Raw genomic sequence first — 23,645 nt, 5'->3', positions numbered from 1 at the left:
CTCAGAGCCTCTCGATGATGGTGGCGTTGGCCATTCCGCCGCCCTCACACATGGTCTGCAGGCCGTAGCGCCCGCCGAAGGACTCGAGCTCGTTGAGCAGCGTGCCGAGCAGCCGGGTGCCGGAAGAGCCGAGCGCATGCCCGAGCGCGATCGCGCCGCCGCTCGGGTTGACCTTGTCGGGATCAGCGCCGACGTCCCGCTGCCAGGCCAGTGGGACGCAGGCGAACGCCTCGTTCACCTCGTACACGTCGAGGTCGCCGATGCCGAGGCCGGACCGCTCGAGGATCCGCCTGGTCACCGGGATGACCCCGGTCAGCATGAGCAGCGGGTCGCTCCCGGTGACGGCGAAGCTGTGGAACCGGGCGCGCGGGATGAGCCCGAGCCCGGCGGCGCGGTCGGCGCTCATGATCAGGGCAGCGGATGCGCCGTCGGTCAGCGGTGAGGAATTGCCCGCGGTGATCTTCCAATCCAGTTTCGGAAAACGCTCAGCCAGGAGCGGCGTGTAGAAGGAGGGCTTCAGTCCGGCCAGGCCGTTGGCCGTTGTGCCGACCCGGATTGTCTCGTCGGTGGTGACGACGGTGCCGTCCGGAGTAGTGACCGCGACGATCTCATTGGCGAAGTTGCCGCTGTCGGAGGTGACGGTGGCCAGCCGGTGCGAGCGCGCGGCGAAGTTGTCGAGCTGTTCGCGGCTGAGGCCCCACTGGGCGCTGATCAGTTCGGCGGAGACGCCCTGGCTGACCAGGCCTTCGGGGTAGCGCTCGTGCATCAGCGTGCCGAACGGGTCCGGCCTGCCGTCGCCATCACCGTCGCCGTCGTCCCTCGACGAGCCGAGCGGAACCCGGCTCATCGACTCCACCCCGCAGGCGATGACCACCTCGTACTGCCCGGCAATCACGCCCTGGGCCGCGAAGGTCGCAGCCTGCTGGCTGGAGCCGCACTGCCGGTCGATGGTGGTCCCCGGCACAGTCTCCGGGAAGCCAGCAGACAACAACGCGGTGCGCGAGATGTTGTAGCTCTGCTCGCCGACCTGGCTGACGCATCCGCCGATCACGTCGTCGACAAGCGCCGGGTCGAGGTCGTTGCGGCTGACCAGTTCGGCGAGCACGCCGGCCAGGAGGTCGGCCGGGTGCACGCCGGAGAGGGCGCCACCGGGCTTGCCCCGGCCGGAGGGGGTGCGAACCACATCGATGATGACTGCATCGTTGCTCATGAGGCCCAGCCTAGGCCGACTGCCGCGCGGCGAGCAGGGCGGTGGGCGAGAGCCGGCGGCGCTCAGGCGGGCGGCGCACGCCGGCGGCGCTCGTAGCTGCCTCCGGGAGCGGTCAGCCGGAGAGGGCCCACATGGCGACTGCGCTGGCTGCGGCGACATTGAGCGAATCGATGCCGTGCTTCATCGGGATCTGCACCACAGTGTCCGCCGCGGCCAGGGCCTCCTCGGTGAGGCCGGGGCCCTCAGCGCCGAGGACCAAAGCCAGCCGTTCGTGGGACGAGCCGTCGAAATCGCGGAGGCTGACGGCATCCGCCGTCAATGCCAGCGCGGCGACGTGGAAGCCGTGCCGGCTGAGTAACTCGCGGGTGGCGGCCCAGTCGCCGGCACGAGTCCACGGCACTTGGAGCACGGTGCCCATCGAGACGCGGATGGCGCGGCGGTAGAACGGGTCGGAGCAGCGCGGGGTGACCAGGACGGCGTCCGCGCCGATAGCGCCGGCTGAACGGAAAATGGCGCCCACGTTGGTGGGGTCCGCGACGTTTTCGAGGATCACGATGCGCCGGGCATGCTCGAGGAGTTCGTCGGGGTCCGGCAGCGCCGGCCGGTGCATGGAAGCGATCAGGCCGCGGTGCAGGATGTAGCCGGTGAGTTCGGCGAGGAGCTCGCCGGGTCCGGAGAACACCGGGACGGTGGCGCCGACCAGGGCGACCGCCTCATCGACCGTGCCGCCGAGGGCGAGCACCGAGCGCGGGAGGTGGCCGGAGGCGAGCGCGCGCTCGAGCACGAGCGCCGATTCGGCCAGATAGAGGCCGTGCTCGCTGCCGCGCGCCTTCTTGAGCGCGACATCGGTGAGGTGGGAATAGTCGGCCAGCCGCGGATCGCTGAGGTCACTGATCTCGATCACGGGCACCCCAGAATCCTACCGAGGCGGCGGTGGGGCGAAGCCGCCTCAGCGCAGCGGTCCTGTCCCGGCCAAGCGTCGTGGCACGCGTCATCCGAGGGCCACGTGCATAACTCCTGCTATCCGCGATTCCACGGGAACAACATCCGCGGAATGCAGCGGAAGTGGAGACCCGCCGTCGACGAATTGCAGGAGTTGCGCACCGGGGCGGCAATCACGGCAGCGGGGCCCGGCCCGGAAGCCCGGCAGCAATACCGGACGCACGACGGCAGCACGGGGGCGGCGGCCACGGCAGCGGGGCCCTGCCCGGACGCACGACGGCAGCACGGGGGCGGCGGCCACGGCAGCGGGGCCCGGCCCGGAAGCACGGCGGCAGCACGGAGTCGCCTCAGCGCAGCCGTCCTGTCACGGGACTGGCATCGTGGCACGCGTCATCCGAGGGCCACGTGCATAACTCCTGCTATCCGCGGTCCCACCGGAACTATATTCTCGGAATGAAGCGGAAGTGGAGACCCGCCGTCGACGAATTGCAGGAGTTACGCACGGGGGGGGCGGCGGCCACGGCAGCGGGCCCGGCCCGAAGCCCGGCGAAAGCACAGAGCCGCCTCAGCGCAGCCGTCCTGTCGCGGCGGCAGAACCGGGGGGCGCGGCGGCAGCGGGGCACCGCCCGGAATCACCCAGCAGCGCCCGGAGGGCGCGTGCCCTCCGGGCGCCGGAGGCGCCAGTCAGACAGCGAATGGGTCGGGCGTCAGCGTGTACTTCGTGGAGAGGTACTCGTGGATTCCCTCGAAACCGCCCTCTCGGCCGAGCCCGGACTGCTTGACCCCGCCGAACGGCGCCGCGGCGTTGGAGATCACGCCCAGGTTCAGGCCCATCATGCCGGTCTGGAGGCGATCGATCATCCGCTGCCCACGTGCGAGGTCCCGGGTGTACACGTAACTGACCAGCCCGTATTCGGTGTCGTTGGCGATGCGCACGGCATCGTCCTCGTCGGTGAACGGGGTGATCGAGAGCACCGGCCCGAAGATCTCTTCGCGCAGGATGTCGCTTCCCGGTTTCACCCCGGAGATCACGGTCGGCTCGTAGAACGTTCCCTCGCCCTCGATGGCCGACCCGCCGGTGAGCAGGGTCGCGCCACGACCGACGGCGTCCTGGACCAGCGCCGCAGCCTTCGCGACCGCCTTGTCGTCGATCAGCGGCCCGATGGTCACGCCGTCTTCGGTGCCACGGCCGATCGTGAACGCCTTGACCTTGTCGGTGACGCGGCGGGCGAACTCGTCGGCGATCGACTCGTGCACGATGAACCGGTTCGCGGCGGTGCAGGCCTGCCCGATGTTGCGGAATTTGGCCGCGATCGCGCCGGCGACGGCCTTGTCCAGGTCGGCGTCCTCGAACACGACGAACGGGGCGTTGCCGCCGAGCTCCATCGAGGTGCGCAGCACTCCCTGCGCCGACTGCTTGATCAGGTTCTGCCCGACCGGCGTCGAGCCGGTGAACGAGAGCTTGCGCAGTCGCGGGTCGGCGATGATCGGCGCGGACACCTCTGACGTCTGCGATGTCGTGATCACATTGACCACGCCCGCGGGGAGGCCCGCCTCGGCCAGCAGCGCCACCAGGAACAGGGTGCTCAGCGGGGTCAGCGCCGCCGGCTTGATCACGACGGTGCAGCCCGCGGCGAGCGCGGGAGCGATCTTGCGGGTGGCCATGGCGAGGGGGAAGTTCCACGGGGTGATCAGGTAGCACGGGCCGACCGGATGCTGCGACACGATCATCCGCCCGGTGCCCTCCGGGTTGGTCCCGTAGCGGCCGGTGATCCGCACCGCCTCCTCGCTGAACCAGCGCAGGAACTCGCCCCCGTAGGCGACCTCGCCGAGCGACTCGGCCAGCGGCTTCCCCATCTCCAGGGTCATCAGCAGTGCGAAGTCGTCCTTGCGCTCCTGCAGCAGGTCGAAGGTGCGGCGCAGGATCTCCCCGCGCACCCGCGGCGGAGTCGCCGCCCAGCTCTCCTGCGCGGCGACGGCCGCGTCGAGGGCCGCCGCGCCATCGGCGACAGATGCATCGGCGATGGTCTTGACGACCTTGCCGGTCGCCGGGTCCTGCACGGTGAGGGTGCGCCCACCCACAGCGTCCACCCACTCCCCATTGATGAACAGCTGGCCGGGCACGCGCGCGAGAAGCGCTGCCTCCGCGTTCGACGTGGTGCTCTCTACCGTGGTCTGGGACATGTTTCCTCCTTGAAAAGTCTGGGTCAAATCTATCGGCTTAGGCCGTCCGACTCCGCGACCGCATTGGTGCAGCGGATGCGACGGCTTCAGCCGGCACACAACCGCAGTGAGCGCCGGACGATGTGCGCAAGGCGCGGGCAGCTCAAATTCGATAATAGAACTTCGCGTTCGATAGAGGGACGCTCCGCCGTCGATGGGAGAATACCGACGTGACCTCCTCCCCCGCTGCGCGCGCCGCTGCCACGACGCCGCATTCGCAGACCCTGTCGCGCGGCATCCGCGTGCTGGAGATCCTCGCGGAGTCGGACACCCCGCTGAGCATCGCCGAGCTCTCCGCAGCCCTGGGCGTGCACCGTTCGATCGCCTACCGCATCCTTCGGACGCTGGAAGATCATGGTCTCGTCATTCGGGATGCCGCCGGTGCGGTGCTGCTCGGACCCCGCATGGCCGCTCTCGCCCGGGGCGTCTCCCGCGACCTGCAGGCCGCTGCGCTGCCCGAACTGACCGCGGTGGCCAATGAGCTCGGGATGACGGCGTTCGTGGCGGTGCTCGACCGCGACGAGGTCGTCACGCTGGTCAGTGTCGAGCCGAGGCACGCCCACGCGACCGTCGCGCAGCGGCCGGGCACGCGGCATCCGCTCGCTGTCGGTGCGCCGGGTATCGCGATCCAGTCCAGCTTGAGCGCCGCCCAATTGGCGATGCTGGCCCCGAGCGAGGTGCGTTCGGATGCCGCGCGGGAGGTCCGTGAGATCGGCTTCGCGCGCAGCCATGACGAGGTGATCCCCGGGATGTCCTCTGTGGCGGTGCCGCTGGTGCTCCCCGGCCGGGCGCCGGCCGCCGTGGCGGTGGTGTACATCGCCAACGGCCAGGACGCCGCCACCGCCGCAGCCCGGCTCGCCGTTGCAGCGGCGGCCATCCGCACCGACCTCGGCTGAGTCACGGCGGCGGCCCGAACCGGCACCTCTGCAGGCCCGAAGGTGCACCCCGCAGGCCCCGACGCGCGCCCGGCGCAGGCCCGAACGGGCACCCCTGGGGCCCCCAACAGGAACCCTTGCATTCGCCGCGCGATCGTATATCATTTGAAATACGAACGCAGCGCCGCGAGAGGAACTCATGTCGCAGGACCCCACACCATTCGCCGTGACCCCGGGGAAGGTGATCGCACTGCACCTGAACTATCCCTCCCGCATCGCGCAGCGCGGCCGCGTTCCGGAGCAGCCCTCCTATTTCCTGAAGCCGGGCACGTCGGTGAGCGCATCCGGCACCCCGATCGAACGCCCGGCCGGCACCGAGCTGCTCGCCTTCGAGGGTGAGATCGCCCTGGTCATCGGCCGGAGCATCCGTCGGGTGAACCCGGAGGAGGGCTGGGCCGCGGTCTCGGGCGTCACCGCCGCGAACGACTTCGGCGTCTACGACCTGCGCCACGCCGACAAGGGCTCGAACCTGAAGTCCAAGGGCGGCGACGGGTTCACCCCGCTCGGCCCGGCGGTGATCAACGCATCAGACGTCGAACCGGATGCCCTCCGCGTGCGCACCTGGGTCAACGGCGAGTTGGTGCAGGAGGACACGACGTCGGAATTGGCCTTCCCGTTCGGCCGACTGGTCGCCGACCTCTCGCAGTTGATGACGCTGGAGCCGGGCGACGTGATCCTCACCGGAACGCCAGCCGGATCCTCCGTGGTCCAGCCCGGCGACGTCGTCGAGGTCGAAGTGGATGCCCCGACCGCGCCCGGCGCGCCCAGCACCGGGCGACTGGTCACGCCGGTCGTCGCGGGCACGGTTCCGATGGCCGAATTCGGCGCCGGCCCCCAGATCGACGACCTGCAGCGGGCCGAGGCATGGGGGTCCGCGGAGGCTGCCGGGCTCCCGGTGGTCGAGCCTGTCGAGACCCGCCCGTCCGCCCTCCTCACCGACGAATTGAAGGCGAAAATCAACTCCGTCGGCACCGCCACCCTCAGCGCCCAGCTGCGCAAGCGGGGGCTGAACAACGTTTCGATCGACGGGCTCCAGTCCACCCGGCCGACCGCTCGCCTGGTCGGCCTGGCACGCACCCTGCGGTTCATTCCCAACCGGGAGGATCTCTTCGCTTCCCACGGCGGCGGCTACAACGCACAAAAGCGCGCCTTCGATTCGCTGGGTCCGGGCGACGTGCTGGTGATCGAGGCCCGCGGCGAGACCGGCACCGGCACGGTCGGCGACATCCTCGCCCTCCGTGCCCAGGTCAACGGCGCTGCCGGCCTGGTAACGGATGGCGGGGTACGCGACGTGGCCGCCGTCTCCGCCCTCGAGATCCCCACGTACTTCGCCAACGCGCATCCGGCGGTGCTCGGCCGCAGGCATGTGCCCTGGGACACCGACCTCACCATCGCCTGCGGCGGCGCGGCCGTGCAGCCCGGTGACGTGATCGTCGGCGACGCCGACGGGGTGCTGGTGATCCCGGCGCGGCTGATCGAGGAAGTCGTCGCAGACGCGATCGAGCAGGAGCGCGAGGAAACCTTCATCGCCCTCATGGTCGCGGCCGGTGAGGGAGTCGATGGACTGTATCCGATGAACGCGGAGTGGAAGGGACGGTACCAGGAATGGCTGCGGAAGTAGCGGACTGGACACTTCGGCACCCCCAGGACGGCACCGTGCCGACCACCGGCGCCCGCTCGACCACCGGCGTCAGCAAGTCGCAGCTGGCCTACCAGTGGATCAAGGCACGCATCACCGACGGCACCTTCACGCCGGGATACCGGCTGGTGCTCGGCACCATCGGCAAGGAATTGGGCATCAGCGTCGTTCCGGTGCGGGAGGCCGTCCGCCGGCTGGAGGCCGAGAGACTCGTTACCTTCGAGCGCAATGTGGGCGCCCAGGTCGCAATGATCGAGGAGACCGAATACCTCTTCACGATGCAGACCCTGAGCGTCGTCGAGGGCGTCGCGACCGCCCTGTCCGCGCCTTTCATCACCGCCGTCGACATCGCACGAGCCCGCACGGTCAACCAGGCGATGAACGCCTCCCTCGACGACCTCGATCCGCACCGGTTCACCGAACTCAACCTCGAGTTCCATTCGATCCTGTTCGAGGACTGCCCGAACCCGCACATCCTCGACCTCGTGCACCGCGGCTGGAACCGGATGAATGTCCTGCGCGACTCGACGTTCAGCTTCGTGCCCGGTCGGGCTCGCGAATCCGTCGCGGAGCACGAGAACCTGCTGCGCCTGATCGAGTCCGGAGCGGATGCGCTCGTGCTCGAGTTGGCCGCGCGCGGCCACCGCACCGGCACGCTGGATGCCTTCCTCGCCTACCAGGCCTCACACCAGGCGCCAGAGGCCACGCCCCTCTCCGCTGACCCGACCGCCGCAACACGAAAGAGAGCCTGACCATGGCCCAGCCGACCGCGCCCGGGCAGACCGCATCCGTGCGGACCACCCACTATTTCCCCGAGAACCTGCCAACGAGCATCCGTCACTTCATCAACGGCGAGTTCGTCGACAGCCTGGGCGGCGCGACATTCGACGTGCTCGACCCGGTGTCGAACCAGACCTACGCCACGGCTGCCGCCGGGCAGAAGGAAGACATCGACCTCGCCGTCAGAGCGGCGACCGACGCATTCAGGAACGGCCCCTGGCCACGGATGCTTCCCCGCGCTCGCGCCCGGGTGCTGAACCGGATCGCCGACGCCATCGAAGCCCAGGATGCCCGGCTCGCCGAGCTCGAGTGCTTCGACACCGGGCTGCCGATCACGCAGGCCCTCGGCCAGGCGCAGCGGGCGGCCGAGAACTTCCGGTTCTTCGCCGACCTGATCGTTGCGCAGACCGACGACGCCTTCTCGGTTCCGGGTCGCCAGCTCAACTACGTCAACCGCAAGCCGGTGGGCGTGGCCGGGCTGATCACCCCGTGGAACACGCCGTTCATGCTGGAAAGTTGGAAGCTCGCCCCCGCGCTGGCGTCCGGCTGCACCGTGGTACTGAAACCTGCCGAGTTCACGCCGCTGTCGGCGAGCCTGTGGGCGGAGATCTTCCGCGATGCAGGGGTGCCGGAGGGGGTGTTCAACCTGGTCAACGGTCTCGGCGAGGAGGCGGGGGATGCGCTGGTGAAGCACCCAGGTGTGCCGCTCATCTCGTTCACCGGCGAGACCACAACGGGGCAGACCATCTATCGCAACTGCGCCGCCAACCTCAAGGGCATGTCGATGGAACTCGGCGGAAAATCGCCGGCCGTCGTCTTCGCCGACGCCGACCTCGATGCGGCCATCGATTCGACCCTGTTCGGCGTCTTCTCGTTGAACGGCGAGCGCTGCACCGCCGGGTCGCGCATCCTCGTGGAACGGAGCATCTACGACGACTTCTGCGAGCGCTACGCCGCCCGCGCCGCACACATCGTCGTCGGCGACCCGCATGACCCGGCGACGGAGGTCGGCGCGCTCGTGCACCCCGAGCACTACGACAAGGTGATGAGCTATGTCGAGATCGGCAAGGGCGAGGGCCGGCTGCTGGCCGGCGGCGGACGCCCGGAAGGACTGCCCGACTGGCTGGCCGGCGGCAACTACGTCTCCCCCACCGTCTTCGCCGATGTCGCGCCGAGCGCCCGCATCTTCCAGGAGGAGATCTTCGGGCCGGTGGTGGCGATCACGCCGTTCGACACCGAGGAGGAGGCCCTGGCGCTGGCCAACGGCGTCAAGTACGGCCTGGCGGCGTACATCTGGACCAGCACCCTCGAACGCGCGCACAGGTTCGCGCAGTCCGTCGACTCTGGCATGGTCTGGCTGAACTCGCACAACGTGCGCGACCTCCGCACACCGTTCGGCGGGGTGAAGGCATCAGGCCTCGGCCACGAGGGCGGATACCGGTCGATCGACTTCTACACCGAGCAGCAGGCCGTGCACATCACCCTGGGGGAGGTGCACACCGCCCGCTTCGGCGCCCACTGAGACGGTGGTCGAGCCTGTCGAGACCCGATCGCGACAGGCTCGATCACCGCGACAAGCTCGATCACCGCGACCCACTCAACGAGGAGACCCCATGGCCGACCACAATCCCAACCCCATCCCCACGCCGTCCTCTGTGCCGCCGGACATCCTGCGCTGCGCCTACATGGAGCTGATCGTCACCGACCTCGCGAAGTCGCGTGAGTTCTATGTCGACATCCTCGGGCTGTACGTGACCGAGGAGACGGACACCGAGATCTACCTCCGCTCATTCGAGGAGTTCATCCACCACAACCTGGTGCTGAAGGAGGGGCCGGTCGCCGCCGCCGCCGCGTTCTCCTACCGGGTGCGGAGCCCGAAGGACCTCGACCTGGCGGTCGCGTTCTACACCGAACTCGGATGCCGCGTCGAGCGCCGCTCGGAGGGGTTCGTGACGGGCATCGGCGACTCGGTGCGGGTCGAGGACCCGCTCGGCTTCCCGTATGAGTTCTTCTACGACGCCCTGCACGTCGAGCGCCTCGCCTGGCGCTACGAATTGTACGGCCCGGGCGCCCTGGTGCGTCTGGACCACTTCAACCAGGTCACGCCAGACGTGCCCCGCGCCCGCAAGTACATGGAAGACCTCGGCTTCCGGGTCACCGAGGACATCCAGGATGAAGACGGTGTGACCTACGCCGCCTGGATGCGCCGGAAGGACACCGTGCACGACACCGCGCTCACCGGCGGCGACGGTCCGCGGATGCATCACATCGCGTTCTCGACGCACGAGAAGCACAACATCCTCTACATCTGCGACAAACTCGGCGCGCTGCGGAAGTCGGACCTGATCGAACGCGGCCCCGGACGCCACGGCGTCTCCAACGCGTTCTACCTCTACCTTCGCGACCCCGACGGTCACCGGATCGAGATCTACACCCAGGACTACTACACCGGCGACCCGGATAACCCCGTCGTCACCTGGGATGTGCACGACAACCAGCGTCGCGACTGGTGGGGTAACCCGGTTGTCCCGAGCTGGTACACCGATGCCTCCCCGGTGCTCGACCTGGACGGTACACCGCAGCCTCTGGTCACCCGCCACGACCCGGGCGAACTCGATGTCACGATCGGCGCGGACGGGTTCTCGTACACTCGCAAAGATGACACCGAAAAGGGCTTCAAGCTCGGGAACACGCTCTAGAAATGCTTGATTCATCAGTCATTGGGGAGATCGCCGACGAACTCGTGGAGGCCGGTAGAACCCGGGCCACCGTCCCCCTGCTGACCGTTCGCCATCCCGGCATGACGGTCGACGACGCCTATGCCGTGCAAAGACTGTGGGCGGAACGCGGTGTCGCGGCCGGCCGCCGTCTCGTCGGACGCAAGATCGGCCTCACCTCCAAGGTCATGCAGGTTGCCACCGGCATCACCGAACCCGACTACGGCGTGATCTTCGGTGACGAAGTCCACCAGAACGGTGCGAGCATCCGCTTCGACAGCTTCTCGAACGTGCGGATCGAGGTCGAACTGGCGTTCGTGCTCGGCAAGCCGCTCAGCGGGCCCGACTGCACGATCTTCGACGTGCTGGCTGCGACGGACTATGTCGTGCCGGCCCTCGAGATCCTCAGCTCCCGCATCGAGATGGCGGGCCGCACCATCGTCGACACCATCTCGGACAACGCGGCGATGGGCGGCATGGTGCTCGGCGGCAACCCGGTGAAGGTCGGGGACGTCGACCTGCGCTGGGTGTCAGCCCTGCTCTACCGCAACCAGACCATCGAGGAGACGGGAGTGGCCGCGGCGGTGCTCGGTCACCCCGCTGCGGGCGTCTACTGGCTGGCCAACAAACTCGCCCAGCACGGCGCCGGTCTGAAGGCCGGCGAGATCATCCTGGCCGGCTCGTTCACCCGGCCGATGTGGGTGGAGAAGGGCGACACCGTGCACGCCGACTATGGACCACTAGGAGCAATCACATGCCGATTCGAGTGAGCGCCGAGCGCACCTTCCGCGACGCGCTGGCGAGCGCGACCCGGCCGCAGATCGGGATGTGGGTGTGCTCCGGTAGTCCCCTCGTCGCCGAGATCTGCGCGGGAAGCGGGCTCGACTGGCTGCTGATCGACACCGAACACAGCCCGAACGGGCTGGAGTCGACGCTCAGCCAGTTGCAGGCCGTGCACGGGTACCCGATCGTTCCGCTGGTGCGCGCCCCGACCGGAGAGCGCGTCATCGTGAAGCAACTCCTCGACCTCGGTGCGCAGAACCTGCTGATCCCGATGATCGACACCGCCGACCAGGCCCGCGACATGGTGGCAGCGGTGCGGTACCCGCCGCAGGGCGTCCGCGGGGTCGGCAGCGCCCTCGCCCGGGCTTCGCGCTGGAACCGCATCGAGGATTATCTTGCCAATGCCAACGAGACGATTGCCCTGTTCGTACAGATCGAGACAACGGATGCCGTGGCGAACGTCGCCGAGATCGCCGCCGTCACGGGCATCGACGGCCTCTTCGTCGGCCCGTCGGACCTTGCGGCGTCCATGGGCCTGCTCGGCCAGCAGGACCACCCCGACGTCATCGCGGCCGTCTCGCACTGCATCCGCACGGTGTCCGCGCTCGGCAAACCCGTGGGCGTCAACGCGTTCGCGCCGGCCACGGCAGGGCGCTACCTCGACGCAGGGGCCGACTTCGTGCTGGTGGGCGCGGATGTGGCGATTCTCGCCCGGGCATCAGAGAAACTCGCGGAGACCTTCATGGGCGCAGGCCCGGGCGCCGAAGCGGAACCACGGCCCAGCTACTGAACAGGAGAGGGGGCGGTCACGACCCGAATACGCGACCGCCCCAGGGGTTGGTGCGCTTCACCAACCCAGTTCGGTGATCAGTGCCAAATTCTCCTCGTTCATCGGCTCTCCCCGTTGCACCGGCTGTGGAGTGGTGTGGCTGGCCAGGAAGTCGACTTCGTCCGGATCCACGAGTTCCGGCGTGTCGACGGACGCCGGCACGCTCACCAGCGGACTGCCGTAACCGACGGTGAGCTGTGCCCTCACCGGAACTCCTCCCTCGTCGATGATCGGAATATCGACCAGATCGTTCGTGCGCCGACTCGGGAGGGCGTTCGAATAATCCATCAGTGCGCTGCCGATATCACTACCCGTCAGAATCGACCCACCGGTATGAAAGATGCGCATCATGTCGGACCTCCGTTGCTCTCGATGCGAACATCAAGCCGGGGTCAGGGGCTCTATCCAGATTTTACTCCCGGGCCCGACAATACGCACCGGGGACATTCAATTGCTACAGGTCAAACGAATGCCTGACCACATCGTCCGCGACCTGCACCAGTGGGAGCCGGTGCGACCGGGCATAGTCACGAAGGACAGTGAAGGCCTCGTCCATGTCGACCTGGCGCCGGTGGGCCACCACTCCCTTGGCCTGCTCGATCGTGACCCGGCTGTTGAGCGCATGCTGGAGTTGCTGCCTGGCCAGGTCGCTCTCACGGATTGCGCGTTCCTGAAGAATGCTGATGGTCGCCACATCGGCGAGCGCCTGCACCATCCTCGAGTCGCGCTCGTCGAGTCCTCCGGTTTCGTCCCAGAACAGGTTGAGCGACCCGATCATGTCGTCCCGTAGTCGCAGCGGTGCGGCATGGAGTGAGATGAATCCCTGCTCCAGCGCACCACTCCGGAACTGTGGCCACTTCTCCGTCAGGACTCGCAGGTCGTCGACGGATACCGAACGGCCCGTGGTGTAGCACTCGAAGCAGGGACCGCCGCCCAGGCGCAGTTGCAGGAGTTCCACGAGCCGGCTGCGTTCATTGGTGGACGCGACGACTTCAAGATCGCCGCTCTCATCGGCCAACAGGATGCCTCCCGCCGACGCTCCGAAGAGCATCGCGCAATTCTCCATGAGGGTGTGGAGCATATCAACAACGTCGTAGCCGACGACCAGCGTGTCGGCCAATGTCACAAAGGTCTCGACGAGTTGAGTGTCGCGCATGTTTGCCGCCATGATCCGATCCTAAATCTCAGGGTTGTTCGAAGAGAGGTCAAGTCGCCGTTCGACGATTTCAGTCGCGACCTCGCGCACAGATCGACCCGCGGAGAACGCGTGGCCCCGGATGACGATCAAGGCGTCGGACGCCGAGAGGCCCAGCTGTGCCAATACCATCCCGGTCGCCTGGTGGACGACTCGTCGTGAGAGCCGGGCATCCGTTTCGGGGTCGTCCAACCCGTACCGATCGCTCTCGCTCAGCGCCTTGCGCAACACCTGTCTGGCGGCGATCGCGGCCAGCCCCTCCGCCCCTTCGACTTGGGTCTCGGTGAGGGAGCCGGGTTCCCGCGCGTACAGGTCGACAGCCCCGATGACGAGGGAACCCACGATCAGCGGGAAGGCGAACAGCGCCCCGACGCCGTCATTCCGGATGGCCTCGCTGAAGACGGGCCAGGATGATTGGGATCCGCGTTGGACGTCGCCCGTCAGGACCGGCCGCCTGGTGGAACGGGCCTGCCAGCAGGGTCCCTCACCGATGTCGATCTGGAGTTCGTCGAGCCGTGCAGCCTGCTTGTCTGACGCGCAGACGGTCTCAGTTCCGAACGTTTCGCCCAGGATCGAGACGGCGGCGCCGGCAACCGGCAGCGCACCGACGAAGGGCGCACACAGGCTGGTCTTACGCTCATACGCGTTCGACAGCTCGTCCGCGGCAGCGGCGAAGCCCGCTCGCTCTGGCTCGTCTTCAGGATAGTCCGATGCCGCGTCCACGGCGTGGAAAGCCGACACCGACCAGCGTTCAGCCCGGCCGGTCGCCCGGGTGGTCGCCGTGCCCTTCTTCCGGCTCCGGCACCAGTTGCAGTCCGCCTGCGCTGTTCGCGGTGACCAGCAACTCATCGATCCAGGCGCGGTTGAGGGTCGGCTGCCGGCTGCCGTTGAACACGAATTGGAGCGGGATGCTCGGATGCAGCCAGATCGTGCTCCGTCCGCCCCCACCTTCGGAGCCGTGTTGCCACGACATGGCGAACTTCTCATCCCGGCGCAATTTGGCCAGGATCGCGACTTTGAGGTGGGCGAGCGCCCGGTCCTCGATCTCGATCGCAGTGCCCGCCGAACCGTAAATCAGCTTGCCCATGGTGTCCTCGCTGTTTCGTCCCCGGGATGGCTCGAAAGCGGTGACGAACGGAGCTACTCCAGGTCCTCATCCTCGAATATAGAGGTGTCGGGAGCCGGAGTCATAGTGGCAACGTTGGGATGGTCCAGGGTGCGAACCCGGTCTTGAAGTCGACCCACCGTGTCGCCGGTGTCCGGATCCGGGTATCCGCTTTCCACGTGGACCGCGGAAAGCTGGCTGGCCGGCCCGACCACCAGCCGCACCGTGAGCACGTCACCGTTCGTGTCGACGGCCGGCACCTCGACAACGTCGGCGTTCTGGCTGCGACCGAGCGCCGCGGTGAGATCCACCAATGCGTCCGCGACCGAGTCGGTGGTCAGGAACGACTCGCCGGCATAGGAAACCCGTTTCATGCCTTCACTGTGACCCCGGTCACCACATCGGCCAATGGGGTTGACGTCACGGAAGAATCAGGCCAGAAAGGCGAGTGCCGCCGGTGTGAACTGGGGCGACGCCAACGCATTCAGGTGGGTGCGGCCGGGGAGTTCGAGGTAGCCGGCGCCTCGCGCGCGGGCGACCTGGTCGACGCCGACCGGGATGGGGTCGGCACCACCGGCGACGTAGAGCACCGGAAGGCCGGGAGCGACGTCGAGGGACGCCCCGGCGACTCCCTGCACACACGCCAACAGGGCGAGCCGGTCGGCACCTGCGTTGACCGCGGCACCCACGACCGCGGTGATCGTCGGGTCGTCCGGAATGACGCCGTCGATGACAAAGCGGCGCACGGCGTCCAGGTCCCAGGTGGCGAAGAGTTCGAGGGGGCCGGCACCGCCGAGCACAATTTTCCGGATCCGCTCGGGCGCCAGCCGGCTGAGCGCCGCAACCACCCGGGAACCCATCGAATAGCCGATCACGTCGACCTGGTCCAGCTCGAGCTGATCGAGCACGGCGACGAGGTCGGCGGCCAGTTGCCGGGGCGCGTAATCTGCGGCGCGGTGCGGCTTGTCGCTGCGGCCGTGGCCGCGGAGGTCGGGGGTGATCGCGCCGCGGCCGGCCTCGCCCAACGCGGCAACCCAGCCGGTGCGGCGCCACGTCGCATCCGCTGTGGACGCGAATCCATGCACCAGCAGTGTCGGCCGGTCGCCTGGCGCGAAGTCGTAGGCGATCCGCACCCCGTCGAGGCGCCGCGCGAAGTCGGTCACTCGCCCGCCCCGCTCCGCGAACCTGCACTTGTTGGGGTTATAACGCACGGATAACCCCAACAAATGCGTACTCGCGGGATCATGCGGCGGGGGTGACGGCGGCGGAGGTGGCGAGTTCGGCACCGGCGTGGGCGAGTTCGGCGAGGGCTGCTTCACTCGCGTCCCGAGCCACACCGGCGACCAGGTCGGTCAGCACGCGCACGCGCTGGCCGTGTTCGAGGGCATCCATGGCCGAGGCGCGCACGCAGTGGTCTGTGGCCAGGCCCACGATGTCGACATCCGTCACGCCGTGCGAGGTGAGTAGCTCACCCACCGTCTCGCCGGTGTCGGTGGTGCCCTCGAAGATGGAATATGCGGGCTTGCCCTGGCCCTTGCGGATATGGAAGGAGACCGTGTCGGTCGCCAGCGCCGGATGGTATTCGGCCCCGGTGGTACCGGCGACGCAGTGCACCGGCCAGCTGGTCACGTAGTCCGGTGCTGCGTCGCGCGCGAAATGGCCGCCGTTGTCGTTGTCGATGTCGTGCCAGTCCCGGGATGCGAAGACGTAGCCGTAGGAGTCGGCATGCTCGGCGAGCAGCCTGCTCACCCCGGCCGCGACCGCGGCACCGCCCTCAACGCCGAGGGCTCCTCCCTCGGTGAAATCGTTCTGCACATCAATGATGAATAGTGCCCGGGTCATGCTTCACTCCTCATTCGTCAGTATCTCTTCGTCAGTGTCCACATCACTGTCTTCCTGAGCGGATGACTTTCGGCGAGTCAGTAGTTGGAAAGGTTGTTCCCGCAGCGGAAGAAACCGGTGGTGATGGTGTCGAGCGCGGTCTTGGCGTTGTCGCTGACATCGCCGAGAGCGTAGATGGCGAAGGTGAGCGGTGTGCCGTCGGCCGAGTGGATGATGCCGGCCAGCGTATACCCGGTGTCGATCCATCCGGTCTTCGCAAAGACCGCGCCGTCGGCCGCGGCGTTGACGCCGCTGAACCGGTCACTGTAGGAGAGTGATCCGGTCTTGCCGGCGACCGGCAAGCCGTCGTAGATGACGCCGAGGTTGCCTTCACGGGCGTTGATCTTGATGAACAGCCGGGTGAGGTAGGACGGCGGCACAGCGTTGTTGTCGCTGAGCCCCGACCCGTCGGCGATGACAATACCGGCGGTGTCGATACCGTACGGCGCCAGGCCGTCGACGGTCGCCTTCTGCAGCGCACCGAACGTGTTTCCGGCGCCGGCCTTGACGGCGGTGAGCCGGGCGAGCATCTCCGCGAGCGCATTGTCGGAGACGATGAGGGCTTGCTGGATCAGGGTGGACACCGGCTGCGACTGCACCGATGCCAGGGCGGCCGCGCCGGCCGGAGCGGTGCCGCGGGTGACCGTGACACCGGGTGCGCCGGCATCGGCCAAGGCGTCGGCGAAGGCGGCGCCGGCCCGCCCGATCGGGTCACCACTGCGCGCCGATGTGCTGCGGGCCGGATTGTCCCGGTCACCGTCGACTTGCAGTGCGGTTATCTCGGGCATGTAACCGTCACGCAGCTCCTTGCGGTTCCAGCTCGGTTCCCATCCCGGGTCGCCGAACATCGAGGAGTCGAGCACCAGGCTGCTGATCGGCGTCCCGGCCGTGGCAGGATCAGCCTGCCAGGCGGCGACGGTCTGGGCGGCCAGCGTGTCCAGGTGCGGCGCGCCCGCATAGGCGGATTCCTGGCCGGAGGGCAGCCGGGACAGGGTGAGGTCTCCCCCTCCGACGAGTACGACGGACCCCGGCTCCGCGCCCCTGGCGACGGTCGTGGTGGCGCGGTAGTCGGGGCCGAGCACGCTCAGAGCGGCGGCCGAGGTGAGTACTTTCAGCACGCTGGCCGTGCGCGAGGGCGTGGTGCCGCCCCGGTCGAACAGCACTTCACCGGTGGTTGCGTTGGTCACCTGGGCCTGGAAGTTGGCGAGCCTCGGGTCGGTGGCCAGCCCGGCGACGGAGCACGTGCGCACCCGGCTCGCTGCGGTGGCGGCGCCAGGCACCGGGCGCGGAGGCGGTGTGGTAATCGTGGGGGTGGGCGAGACGGCGACGATCGCCCGCGGGGACGGGTCAGACGTGCCGGTGGCTGCTCCCGCGAACACCGCTCCGGTTCCGAGCAGCGCAAACGCCACGACACCGGCCGCCACGATCGCGGTCGTGCGGCGCCGCCGTTTCATCCCTGTTTCCCGTGTTTCCCGTTCCTCCACCCGAGCATTTTACCGGTGCATTGTGGGAGGAAGCCGGGTGTCGATCGAGGCTCCCGGCTCCGCGAAAACGCACTTGTTGGGTCTAAAACGCTCTCATAAACCCAACTACTGCGGGTTCGCGGGAGAACACGGCGGGCCTGGGAGGCTCGGCTCGGGCCTCTTACTCGCCCGGGTAGCGCAAGCCGATCTGGCGGCGGATCTCGTCGAGGGTCTCCATGATGGCCACCGATTCCTCGCCGGAGAGGATGTCGCTGCTGGTCTTGCCTGCGGCGACAAGCTGCTCCGCCTCGGCGGCCTGGAAGTGCATGCCGCGGCCGGTGACCTCAGCGGTGAACGTCTCGACGACGTCGCCCGCGGCGTCGTAGTGGCGGAAGGTCGTCGGCGAGTACCAGACCGCATCGATCTCGATGCGCCCCTCGGTGCCGAGGATCGTGGCCCTGTTGGGCCCCTGGGTGTCACTGGCCGACACGGTGGACGCGATCTGCCCGCCGGGGTAGCGGAAGACGGTGGCGACCTGGGCATCCGCTCCGGTGTCCTTGAACGACGCGGCGGCCAGGATGGTCTCCGGGCGTCCGAACAGGGCGGATGCGAACGACAACGGGTAGATGCCGAGGTCGAGCAGCGCGCCGCCGCCGAGTTCGAGCGCGTTGATGCGGTGCGCCGGGTCGTCCGGGAGGTCCTGGGTGTGGTCGGCGATGAGGGTGTGCACGTCGCCGAGCGCGCCGGTCGCGAGGATCTCGCGCAGGCGCACCATGTGCGGCAGGAAACGGGTCCACATCGCCTCGAGGACCAGCAGGTTCTTCGCCGCCCCGAGATCAACGATCTCGCGAGCTTCGCGGGCGTTCAGCGCGATCGGTTTCTCGATCACGACGTGCTTGCCGCCATTCAGCGCCAGCGCCGCGTTTTCGGCGTGGAACGGATGCGGCGTGGACACGTAGATGATGTCGACGTCGGGGTCGGCGACGAGGGCTTCATAGCTCGCGTGGGCGTTGGGGATGCCGAACTGCGCGGCGAAAGCGTCGGCTGACGGCTGCGATCGTGAGCCGACCGCCTGCACGGTGAAGCCGTTGAGCACCAGGTCATTGGCGAAGGCGTGGGCGATTCCGCCGGTGGCAAGGACTCCCCAGCGCAGTGCATCAGTCATGATCAGAGCCTACCGATGTCCGGTAGATGACGGATGCCCGCACAGACGACAAAAGTCCAGCCGAGGATCCCGACCAGGCAGATCCGCTCGGCAAGGCCGAGTATCCAGGGCGTCACCGTGAAGCTGAGGCCCAACGCCACCAGCCCGACGGTAGCCAGTGCCGCGAAGCCGATCGCGGCCCGGCGGGTAGCGCGGCCGTGCGGCGCCCGACCGGGGCAGACGGCCAGCACCCAGCTCGTCAGCACGAGGACGGCCGCGAGGGCGGCGACGAAGCCGACTGTTGCAACGGTGAGGTGCACGATGCCGACGCTGGTGTGCGTGATGACGGGAACGCCGTCCTCTCCGGCCCCGCCCGCGGGGGCCACATCGGTGGGGAAGAACGCCAGGAGCGCCGACGCCGCTCCCCCGGCGGCGAGGAGCGACACGCCCACCGTGCGACGTCGCGCCGAACGGCCGACCCTCCGGATGGCGAGGATCGCGCACGCCGTCGTGGCGGCCCGGCCGAGGAAGTTGAGGTTCATGATCCAGCCGAACGGGCCGACCGCGAGGTTGCTCTCGGCGTCGCGCACGGCGCTGTAATGCGGGAGCAGGAATTGGAGGACGACGTCAACCGCGACGTAGGCGATCACGCCGACCATCGCGGCGGTCGCGAACCGGCGCCGCCGGGTCGTCGCATCCGTCGTCACCGGCGTGGTCGCATCCGCTGTCACCGGCCCAGCCTCTCACGCGCGCCAGCCGCTCGCCCGCGCAGGGTGCAAGATGAGATTTCGTCGGCAAAGCTCTGGCGTGTCGCACGAGCCGGAGCGTATCCTGCGGATACCCGAACAGACCCGGTCCCCGTCCCCATGAACCACGGTGGCCGGGTCGCGGTCTGTGGCGAGGCCTGCAGCGAGGGTCGCGGTGGGTGAGCAGCACTCTACTGGGCCGCCTATCAGAATCGAACTGATGACCTATTCATTACGAGTGAATCGCTCTACCGACTGAGCTAAGGCGGCGTGTTCCACAGGATTTCCTCGCGGAAATCTCGGTGACACAGCATCAAAGCTTACCGGGTCTGGCGGGTGATGTTGTACACCGCGGTGAATGAGGCATGCACCTGCTCGGAGAGCGGCGTCGCCCCTGCGCCCTCCGCCCACCGGCGCCAGGCATGACGCGTGGCGGCGACGGCCACCAGGGTGAGGAGCAGCGCACGGTCGGCGAGCGCGGCCTGGTCGTCCGCCAACTCGGGATGATCGGCGAGGAACCGTCGTTCGATGACGGTCTGCAGGCGCTGTTCGAAGTCCCGCATGGTGGCCACCCGCATGCCGAACAAGTACGTGTTTCCCTTCAGCACCGCCCGGCGGAGCTGATGGATCTCGCGGTCGTCCTCGACGCGCTTGAGGCTCGCGGACATCAGGTCGGCCAGGCCCGCCATGATGTCACCCCGGCCGCCGTTGACGAACCGCTCGATTTCGTCCGATGCGGCGAGGCCGGGGACGTCTCCCACCAGCGCGGCGTCCTTGGACGGGAAGTAGTTGAAGAACGTACGCGGGGAGATGTTGGCCACCCGGCTGATGTCGTCGACGGTGACCTTGTCGATGCCGCGTTCGAGGGAGAGGGTCAGTACCGCATGCTGGATGGCCCGCCGCGTCGCGAGGCGCTTTCGTTCCCGGAGGCCCGGTCCTTCAGGTGTCGGGGACATAGGCTAATCATTCCACGGAGCGGTCGCGACCGGACCGGCAACCGGTCGAGTGCGTCGGTGGTTGGGTCAGGGCGTCAGCACTTCGGATCGTTCTTCGGCACTGTCCCGTCCAGCAGGTAGTTGTCGACCGCGTCGTTCACGCAGGAGTTCGACTTGTTGTATGCCGTGTGCCCCTCACCGGTGTAGGTGACCAGGTGGCCGCTGTCGAGCTGACGGGCCAGGTTCTGCGCCCAGACGTACGGCGTCGCCGGATCGTTCGTCGTGCCGACGACGAGAATGGGGTCGGCGCCGCTGGCGTGGAGCGCGGTGCGCTCCCCTGCGAACGTGTACGGCCAGTTGGCGCAACTGATGTCGCCGAACGTCATGTACTTTCCGATCACCGGCGCGGCCTTCTCCAGTTCGGCCGCCTGGGCGCGCATCGAGGCCGGGTCGTCGTTGTAGCCGTAGTCGACGCAGTTGATCGCGGTGAACGCCTCCGACGAGTTGTCCGCATAGCTGCCGTCTGGGTTGCGTCCGTTGTAGGCGTCGGCGAACTGGAAGGCGTAGGCGGCGTCCCCCTGCATGACGCTGGCGAACATATCCCTGAGGTACTTCCACGCCGTCGCCTGGTAGAGCGGGTAGATGATCGCCGTGAGGAGCGCGCTGGAGCCGAGCCGACGGCCATCCGCTGCGGTGATCGGGCTGGCGTCAACGGAGTCGAGCAGCGCACGGACGGTGGCCATACCCTCGTCCACGCTTCCGGTGAACGGGCATTTCGAGGCCGCGAGGCAGTCGGTGAGGAAGGCGCGCAGGGCGCTTTCGAAGCCTTCGGCCTGGATGCGGGTCACATCGAAGTTGCTGGTCGACGGGTCGACCGCGCCGTCGAGCACGAGGCGCCCGACCTTCTTCGGATACAGGTTGGCATAGGTCGCGCCGAGGAAGGTTCCGTAGGAGTATCCCAGGTAGTTCAGGGTCGTGTCGCCGAGTGCCGCCCTCAGCAGGTCGAGGTCGCGGGCGGCGTTGATGGTGTCGACGTGGCCGAGCAGGGCCCCGGTGTTGGCCTGGCACGCGGCGCCGAAGTCGGCGGCTGACTTCTCGAGTTCGGCGATCCAGGCGTCGCTCCCGCGTTGCGCATCGGGGAGGCCGTAGAGGTACTCGTCCATCTGGGCCGGCTCGTAGCATTTCACCGCCGACGAGCGTCCCACTCCGCGCGGGTCGAAGCCGACGATGTCGTAGCCGGTCCGCAGCTTCGCATCCGTTGCATAGTTGAGTGAATCCTTGATGAAGTCGTAACCGGATGCGCCGGGTCCGCCCGGGTTCACCAGCAACGACCCGAGCCGCTTGCCGGTCGCCGGGTGACGCACCAGGGCGAGGTTGATGTCGCCGGCGGCGGGGTCGGTCCAGTCCATCGGCGCCGTGGCGGTGGCGCACTGCAGCCCGGAGCCGCATTCCTTCCAGGCCAGGGTCTGGCTGTAGAACGGTTCCAGTGCGGCGTCGACCTTCTCTCCGGTCGGGGTGGACGTCGCCGGCGCCGGCTTCGGGAGGAACCAGGGCACGCATCCGCTCAACCCGAACGTGAGGGCGAGCGCGGCCGCCATCACCATGAGCGCACGAGCGTGGCGTCTGCTGGTCACTGATTCCTCTTTCGTGCCTGGTGTGGGGGTCGAGCTGGTCCGGGCTATCGGCGGATCGCCGACACCAGCATGGCCTCGAGGGCCAGCGCCGGGGCGACGTTCGATTCGATCCGCTGCCGAGCGAGCGCGATCGCGTCCATTGTCGCCAAGGTTGCTTCGGGTGTGCTGGATGCCGCTGCGGACTCCAACTCGCCCAGGATCTCGCGGTTGATCACCGACGCCGTGCGCCCCAGTTGCACCATGATGATGTCCCGGTAGAGCGTGGTGAGGTCGACCAGGATGCGATCGATGCCGTCGTTGAGGCTGCGCTTGGCACGCCGCTTCTGGTCGTCTTCCATGTCTTTGAGCTGGCTGCGCAGGCGCATCGGGATCGCCTGGCCGTCCTCGAGACCGAGCGAGCGCAGCACTCCGGCGCGCTCCTCGGCGTCTTTGAGCTCGGTGATGGCCTTGGCATCGTCCCCGGCGAGCGAGATCATGCGGGCGGCCGCGTTCACTGCGGTGGAGACCGAGCGGATGCCCAGCGCTGTTGCCAGCGTCTCCTCCCGTCGCGTGCGCGCTTCGGCGCTCGTGGCGAGGCGGTGCGCCATTCCGATGTGGCTCTGCGATTGCCGGGCGGCTCGCTCGGCAACCTGAGGGTCAACCCCGTCGCGGCGCACCAGCAGGTCGGCGACGTCATCGACGCTCGGAACCCGGAGGCGCACGGTGCGGACCCGGGAACGGATGGTGGGCAGGAGGTCGGCCTCGCTCGGGGCGCAGAGGATCCACACGGTTCGCTCCGGCGGTTCCTCGAGTTCTTTGAGCAACACGTTGGAGGTGACCTCGGTCATTCGGTCGGCGTCCTCGACGACGATCACCCGGTAGCGGCCGACCGAAGGCGAGTAGTGCGAGCGCTTCACGATCTCCCGCGCGGTGCCGATCTTGATGATGACCCCCTCGGTGGTCAACACGCCCAGATCGGGATGGCTGCGGGCCTCGACCTGGCGGCGGGTGGCTTCATCGCCCTCGGGGGTGCCGGGCGAGATGAGCGCCGTCGCGAAGGCGAACGCGAGGTTGGAGCGGCCAGACCCGGGCGGCCCGGTGATCAGCCAGGAGTGGGTCATCGAGCCGTGCGAGGCGGTGGGTGGAGGTGTTTCGGTGCTCGCGGCCGTCGAGGCCGTCGCGACCGACTCCCGCGGTTCCTCTGCGGCGGCACGGAAGATGGCGATCGCCTCGGCCTGTCCCGTCAGGTCGTCCCACACTGCCATGGGTCAAGGCTACCGTCCGCCGCTGACAGCCGGCTCCGCATGCGCGAGCCGCGGCATCCGCTCCCGCGCCAGGGTATAGGGCCGCGCCCGTCCGCTCGCGCTGAGGATTCCTGCACGCGCGGATGGCAGGCCCTCAGCGCGTGGTCACTTCCTCAGCGCGAGCGGGTGAAGGGGAGCGGGTGGGCGCGGGTGAAAGCAAGCAGGTGGGCGCGTGTGGGCGCGGATGAGGGCGGCAACAGC

General features: G+C 68.2%; 23 protein-coding genes and 1 tRNA gene. 7 read left to right on the top strand and 17 right to left on the bottom strand.

All coding sequences use genetic code 11. The features are described from left to right. Nucleotide 1 precedes the first annotated feature (1 nt). The 3 genes from AB4Y94_RS11985 to AB4Y94_RS11975 form a co-directional block, all read right to left on the bottom strand. Nucleotides 2-1,210, bottom strand: a complete 1,209-nt coding sequence (locus AB4Y94_RS11985) for a thiolase family protein (RefSeq protein ID WP_441728053.1) — start codon at nt 1,208-1,210, stop codon at nt 2-4. A gap of 112 nt (nt 1,211-1,322) precedes the next feature. Beyond that, complete coding sequence (locus AB4Y94_RS11980) at nt 1,323-2,120, bottom strand: TrmH family RNA methyltransferase (RefSeq protein WP_441728052.1); 798 nt, start codon at nt 2,118-2,120, stop codon at nt 1,323-1,325. A 716-nt stretch (nt 2,121-2,836) separates the two neighbouring features. Further along, nucleotides 2,837-4,336, bottom strand: coding sequence for an NAD-dependent succinate-semialdehyde dehydrogenase (locus tag AB4Y94_RS11975; RefSeq protein WP_441728051.1), 1,500 nt, complete (start codon nt 4,334-4,336; stop codon nt 2,837-2,839). Between the two features lie 209 nt (nt 4,337-4,545). On the opposite strand from AB4Y94_RS11975, the gene AB4Y94_RS11970 reads away from it, so the two are divergent. The 7 genes from AB4Y94_RS11970 (at nt 4,546) to AB4Y94_RS11940 (ending at nt 12,019) form a co-directional block, all read left to right on the top strand. Beyond that, complete coding sequence (locus AB4Y94_RS11970; RefSeq protein WP_441728050.1) at nt 4,546-5,271, top strand: IclR family transcriptional regulator; 726 nt, start codon at nt 4,546-4,548, stop codon at nt 5,269-5,271. 178 nt (nt 5,272-5,449) lie between these two features. Further along, nucleotides 5,450-6,931: a fumarylacetoacetate hydrolase family protein gene (locus tag AB4Y94_RS11965; RefSeq protein WP_441728049.1), complete on the top strand. Its 1,482-nt coding sequence runs from the start codon at nt 5,450-5,452 to the stop codon at nt 6,929-6,931. Then, entirely contained in the window at nt 6,916-7,701 is a 786-nt protein-coding gene (locus AB4Y94_RS11960) for a GntR family transcriptional regulator (RefSeq protein ID WP_441728048.1), read from the top strand. Before AB4Y94_RS11965 ends, AB4Y94_RS11960 begins: the two co-directional genes overlap by 16 nt. Before the next feature lie 2 nt (nt 7,702-7,703). Then, nucleotides 7,704-9,251, top strand: coding sequence for a 5-carboxymethyl-2-hydroxymuconate semialdehyde dehydrogenase (gene hpaE / locus AB4Y94_RS11955; RefSeq protein WP_441728047.1), 1,548 nt, complete (start codon nt 7,704-7,706; stop codon nt 9,249-9,251). Nucleotides 9,252-9,342: 91 nt separating this feature from the next. Further along, a complete protein-coding gene (hpaD, locus tag AB4Y94_RS11950) occupies nt 9,343-10,428 on the top strand; it encodes a 3,4-dihydroxyphenylacetate 2,3-dioxygenase (RefSeq protein ID WP_441728046.1) in 1,086 nt (361 codons plus the stop codon). Between the two features lie 2 nt (nt 10,429-10,430). Then, the gene (gene hpaH, locus AB4Y94_RS11945) at nt 10,431-11,216 is read left to right on the top strand and encodes a 2-oxo-hept-4-ene-1,7-dioate hydratase (protein WP_441728045.1); all 786 of its coding nucleotides are present in this window, start codon (nt 10,431-10,433) and stop codon (nt 11,214-11,216) included. Then, on the top strand, nt 11,201-12,019 hold the full coding sequence (locus AB4Y94_RS11940) for an HpcH/HpaI aldolase family protein (RefSeq protein ID WP_441728044.1): 819 nt from the start codon (nt 11,201-11,203) through the stop codon (nt 12,017-12,019). Before hpaH ends, AB4Y94_RS11940 begins: the two co-directional genes overlap by 16 nt. A 57-nt stretch (nt 12,020-12,076) precedes the next feature. On the opposite strand, the gene AB4Y94_RS11935 is transcribed toward AB4Y94_RS11940, so the two are convergent. The 14 genes from AB4Y94_RS11935 to AB4Y94_RS11870 all read right to left on the bottom strand — a co-directional run bounded on the left by AB4Y94_RS11935 (nt 12,077) and on the right by AB4Y94_RS11870 (nt 23,405). After that, nucleotides 12,077-12,409: a hypothetical protein gene (locus tag AB4Y94_RS11935; RefSeq protein ID WP_441728043.1), complete on the bottom strand. Its 333-nt coding sequence runs from the start codon at nt 12,407-12,409 to the stop codon at nt 12,077-12,079. Nucleotides 12,410-12,512: 103 nt separating this feature from the next. Then, nucleotides 12,513-13,226 (bottom strand): GAF and ANTAR domain-containing protein, encoded by a 714-nt coding sequence (locus AB4Y94_RS11930; RefSeq protein ID WP_441728042.1) that lies wholly within the window; start codon nt 13,224-13,226, stop codon nt 12,513-12,515. 9 nt (nt 13,227-13,235) lie between these two features. Next, nucleotides 13,236-13,994 (bottom strand): GAF and ANTAR domain-containing protein, encoded by a 759-nt coding sequence (locus tag AB4Y94_RS11925; protein WP_441728041.1) that lies wholly within the window; start codon nt 13,992-13,994, stop codon nt 13,236-13,238. A 10-nt stretch (nt 13,995-14,004) separates the two neighbouring features. Beyond that, nucleotides 14,005-14,340, bottom strand: a complete 336-nt coding sequence (locus AB4Y94_RS11920; protein WP_441728040.1) for a DUF7882 family protein — start codon at nt 14,338-14,340, stop codon at nt 14,005-14,007. A 53-nt stretch (nt 14,341-14,393) separates the two neighbouring features. Beyond that, a complete protein-coding gene (locus AB4Y94_RS11915) occupies nt 14,394-14,732 on the bottom strand; it encodes a hypothetical protein (RefSeq protein ID WP_441728039.1) in 339 nt (112 codons plus the stop codon). 57 nt (nt 14,733-14,789) lie between these two features. Beyond that, entirely contained in the window at nt 14,790-15,521 is a 732-nt protein-coding gene (locus tag AB4Y94_RS11910) for an alpha/beta fold hydrolase (RefSeq protein WP_441728038.1), read from the bottom strand. A gap of 79 nt (nt 15,522-15,600) precedes the next feature. After that, complete coding sequence (locus tag AB4Y94_RS11905; protein WP_441728037.1) at nt 15,601-16,200, bottom strand: isochorismatase family protein; 600 nt, start codon at nt 16,198-16,200, stop codon at nt 15,601-15,603. Nucleotides 16,201-16,277: 77 nt separating this feature from the next. Continuing rightward, complete coding sequence (gene dacB, locus AB4Y94_RS11900) at nt 16,278-17,693, bottom strand: D-alanyl-D-alanine carboxypeptidase/D-alanyl-D-alanine endopeptidase (RefSeq protein WP_441728036.1); 1,416 nt, start codon at nt 17,691-17,693, stop codon at nt 16,278-16,280. Nucleotides 17,694-17,883: 190 nt separating this feature from the next. Beyond that, complete coding sequence (locus AB4Y94_RS11895) at nt 17,884-18,867, bottom strand: Gfo/Idh/MocA family protein (protein ID WP_441728035.1); 984 nt, start codon at nt 18,865-18,867, stop codon at nt 17,884-17,886. Nucleotides 18,868-18,869: 2 nt separating this feature from the next. Further along, the gene (locus AB4Y94_RS11890; protein WP_441728034.1) at nt 18,870-19,577 is read right to left on the bottom strand and encodes a DUF998 domain-containing protein; all 708 of its coding nucleotides are present in this window, start codon (nt 19,575-19,577) and stop codon (nt 18,870-18,872) included. A gap of 212 nt (nt 19,578-19,789) precedes the next feature. Then, a tRNA-Thr gene (locus AB4Y94_RS11885) sits at nt 19,790-19,862 on the bottom strand. Between the two features lie 50 nt (nt 19,863-19,912). Further along, a complete protein-coding gene (locus AB4Y94_RS11880; RefSeq protein WP_441728033.1) occupies nt 19,913-20,548 on the bottom strand; it encodes a TetR family transcriptional regulator in 636 nt (211 codons plus the stop codon). A 74-nt stretch (nt 20,549-20,622) separates the two neighbouring features. Beyond that, complete coding sequence (locus AB4Y94_RS11875; RefSeq protein ID WP_441728171.1) at nt 20,623-22,131, bottom strand: alpha/beta hydrolase; 1,509 nt, start codon at nt 22,129-22,131, stop codon at nt 20,623-20,625. A gap of 74 nt (nt 22,132-22,205) precedes the next feature. Beyond that, nucleotides 22,206-23,405, bottom strand: coding sequence for a DNA polymerase III subunit delta' (locus tag AB4Y94_RS11870; RefSeq protein ID WP_441728032.1), 1,200 nt, complete (start codon nt 23,403-23,405; stop codon nt 22,206-22,208). Between the last annotated feature and the right edge of the window lie 240 nt (nt 23,406-23,645).

The organism is Glaciibacter sp. 2TAF33 (assembly GCF_052114945.1).
In the GTDB taxonomy this organism is placed as follows: domain Bacteria; phylum Actinomycetota; class Actinomycetes; order Actinomycetales; family Microbacteriaceae; genus Cryobacterium.
The sequence above is the reverse complement of the archived record's forward strand: the minus strand, read 5'-3'. Positions and strand labels throughout refer to the sequence as shown.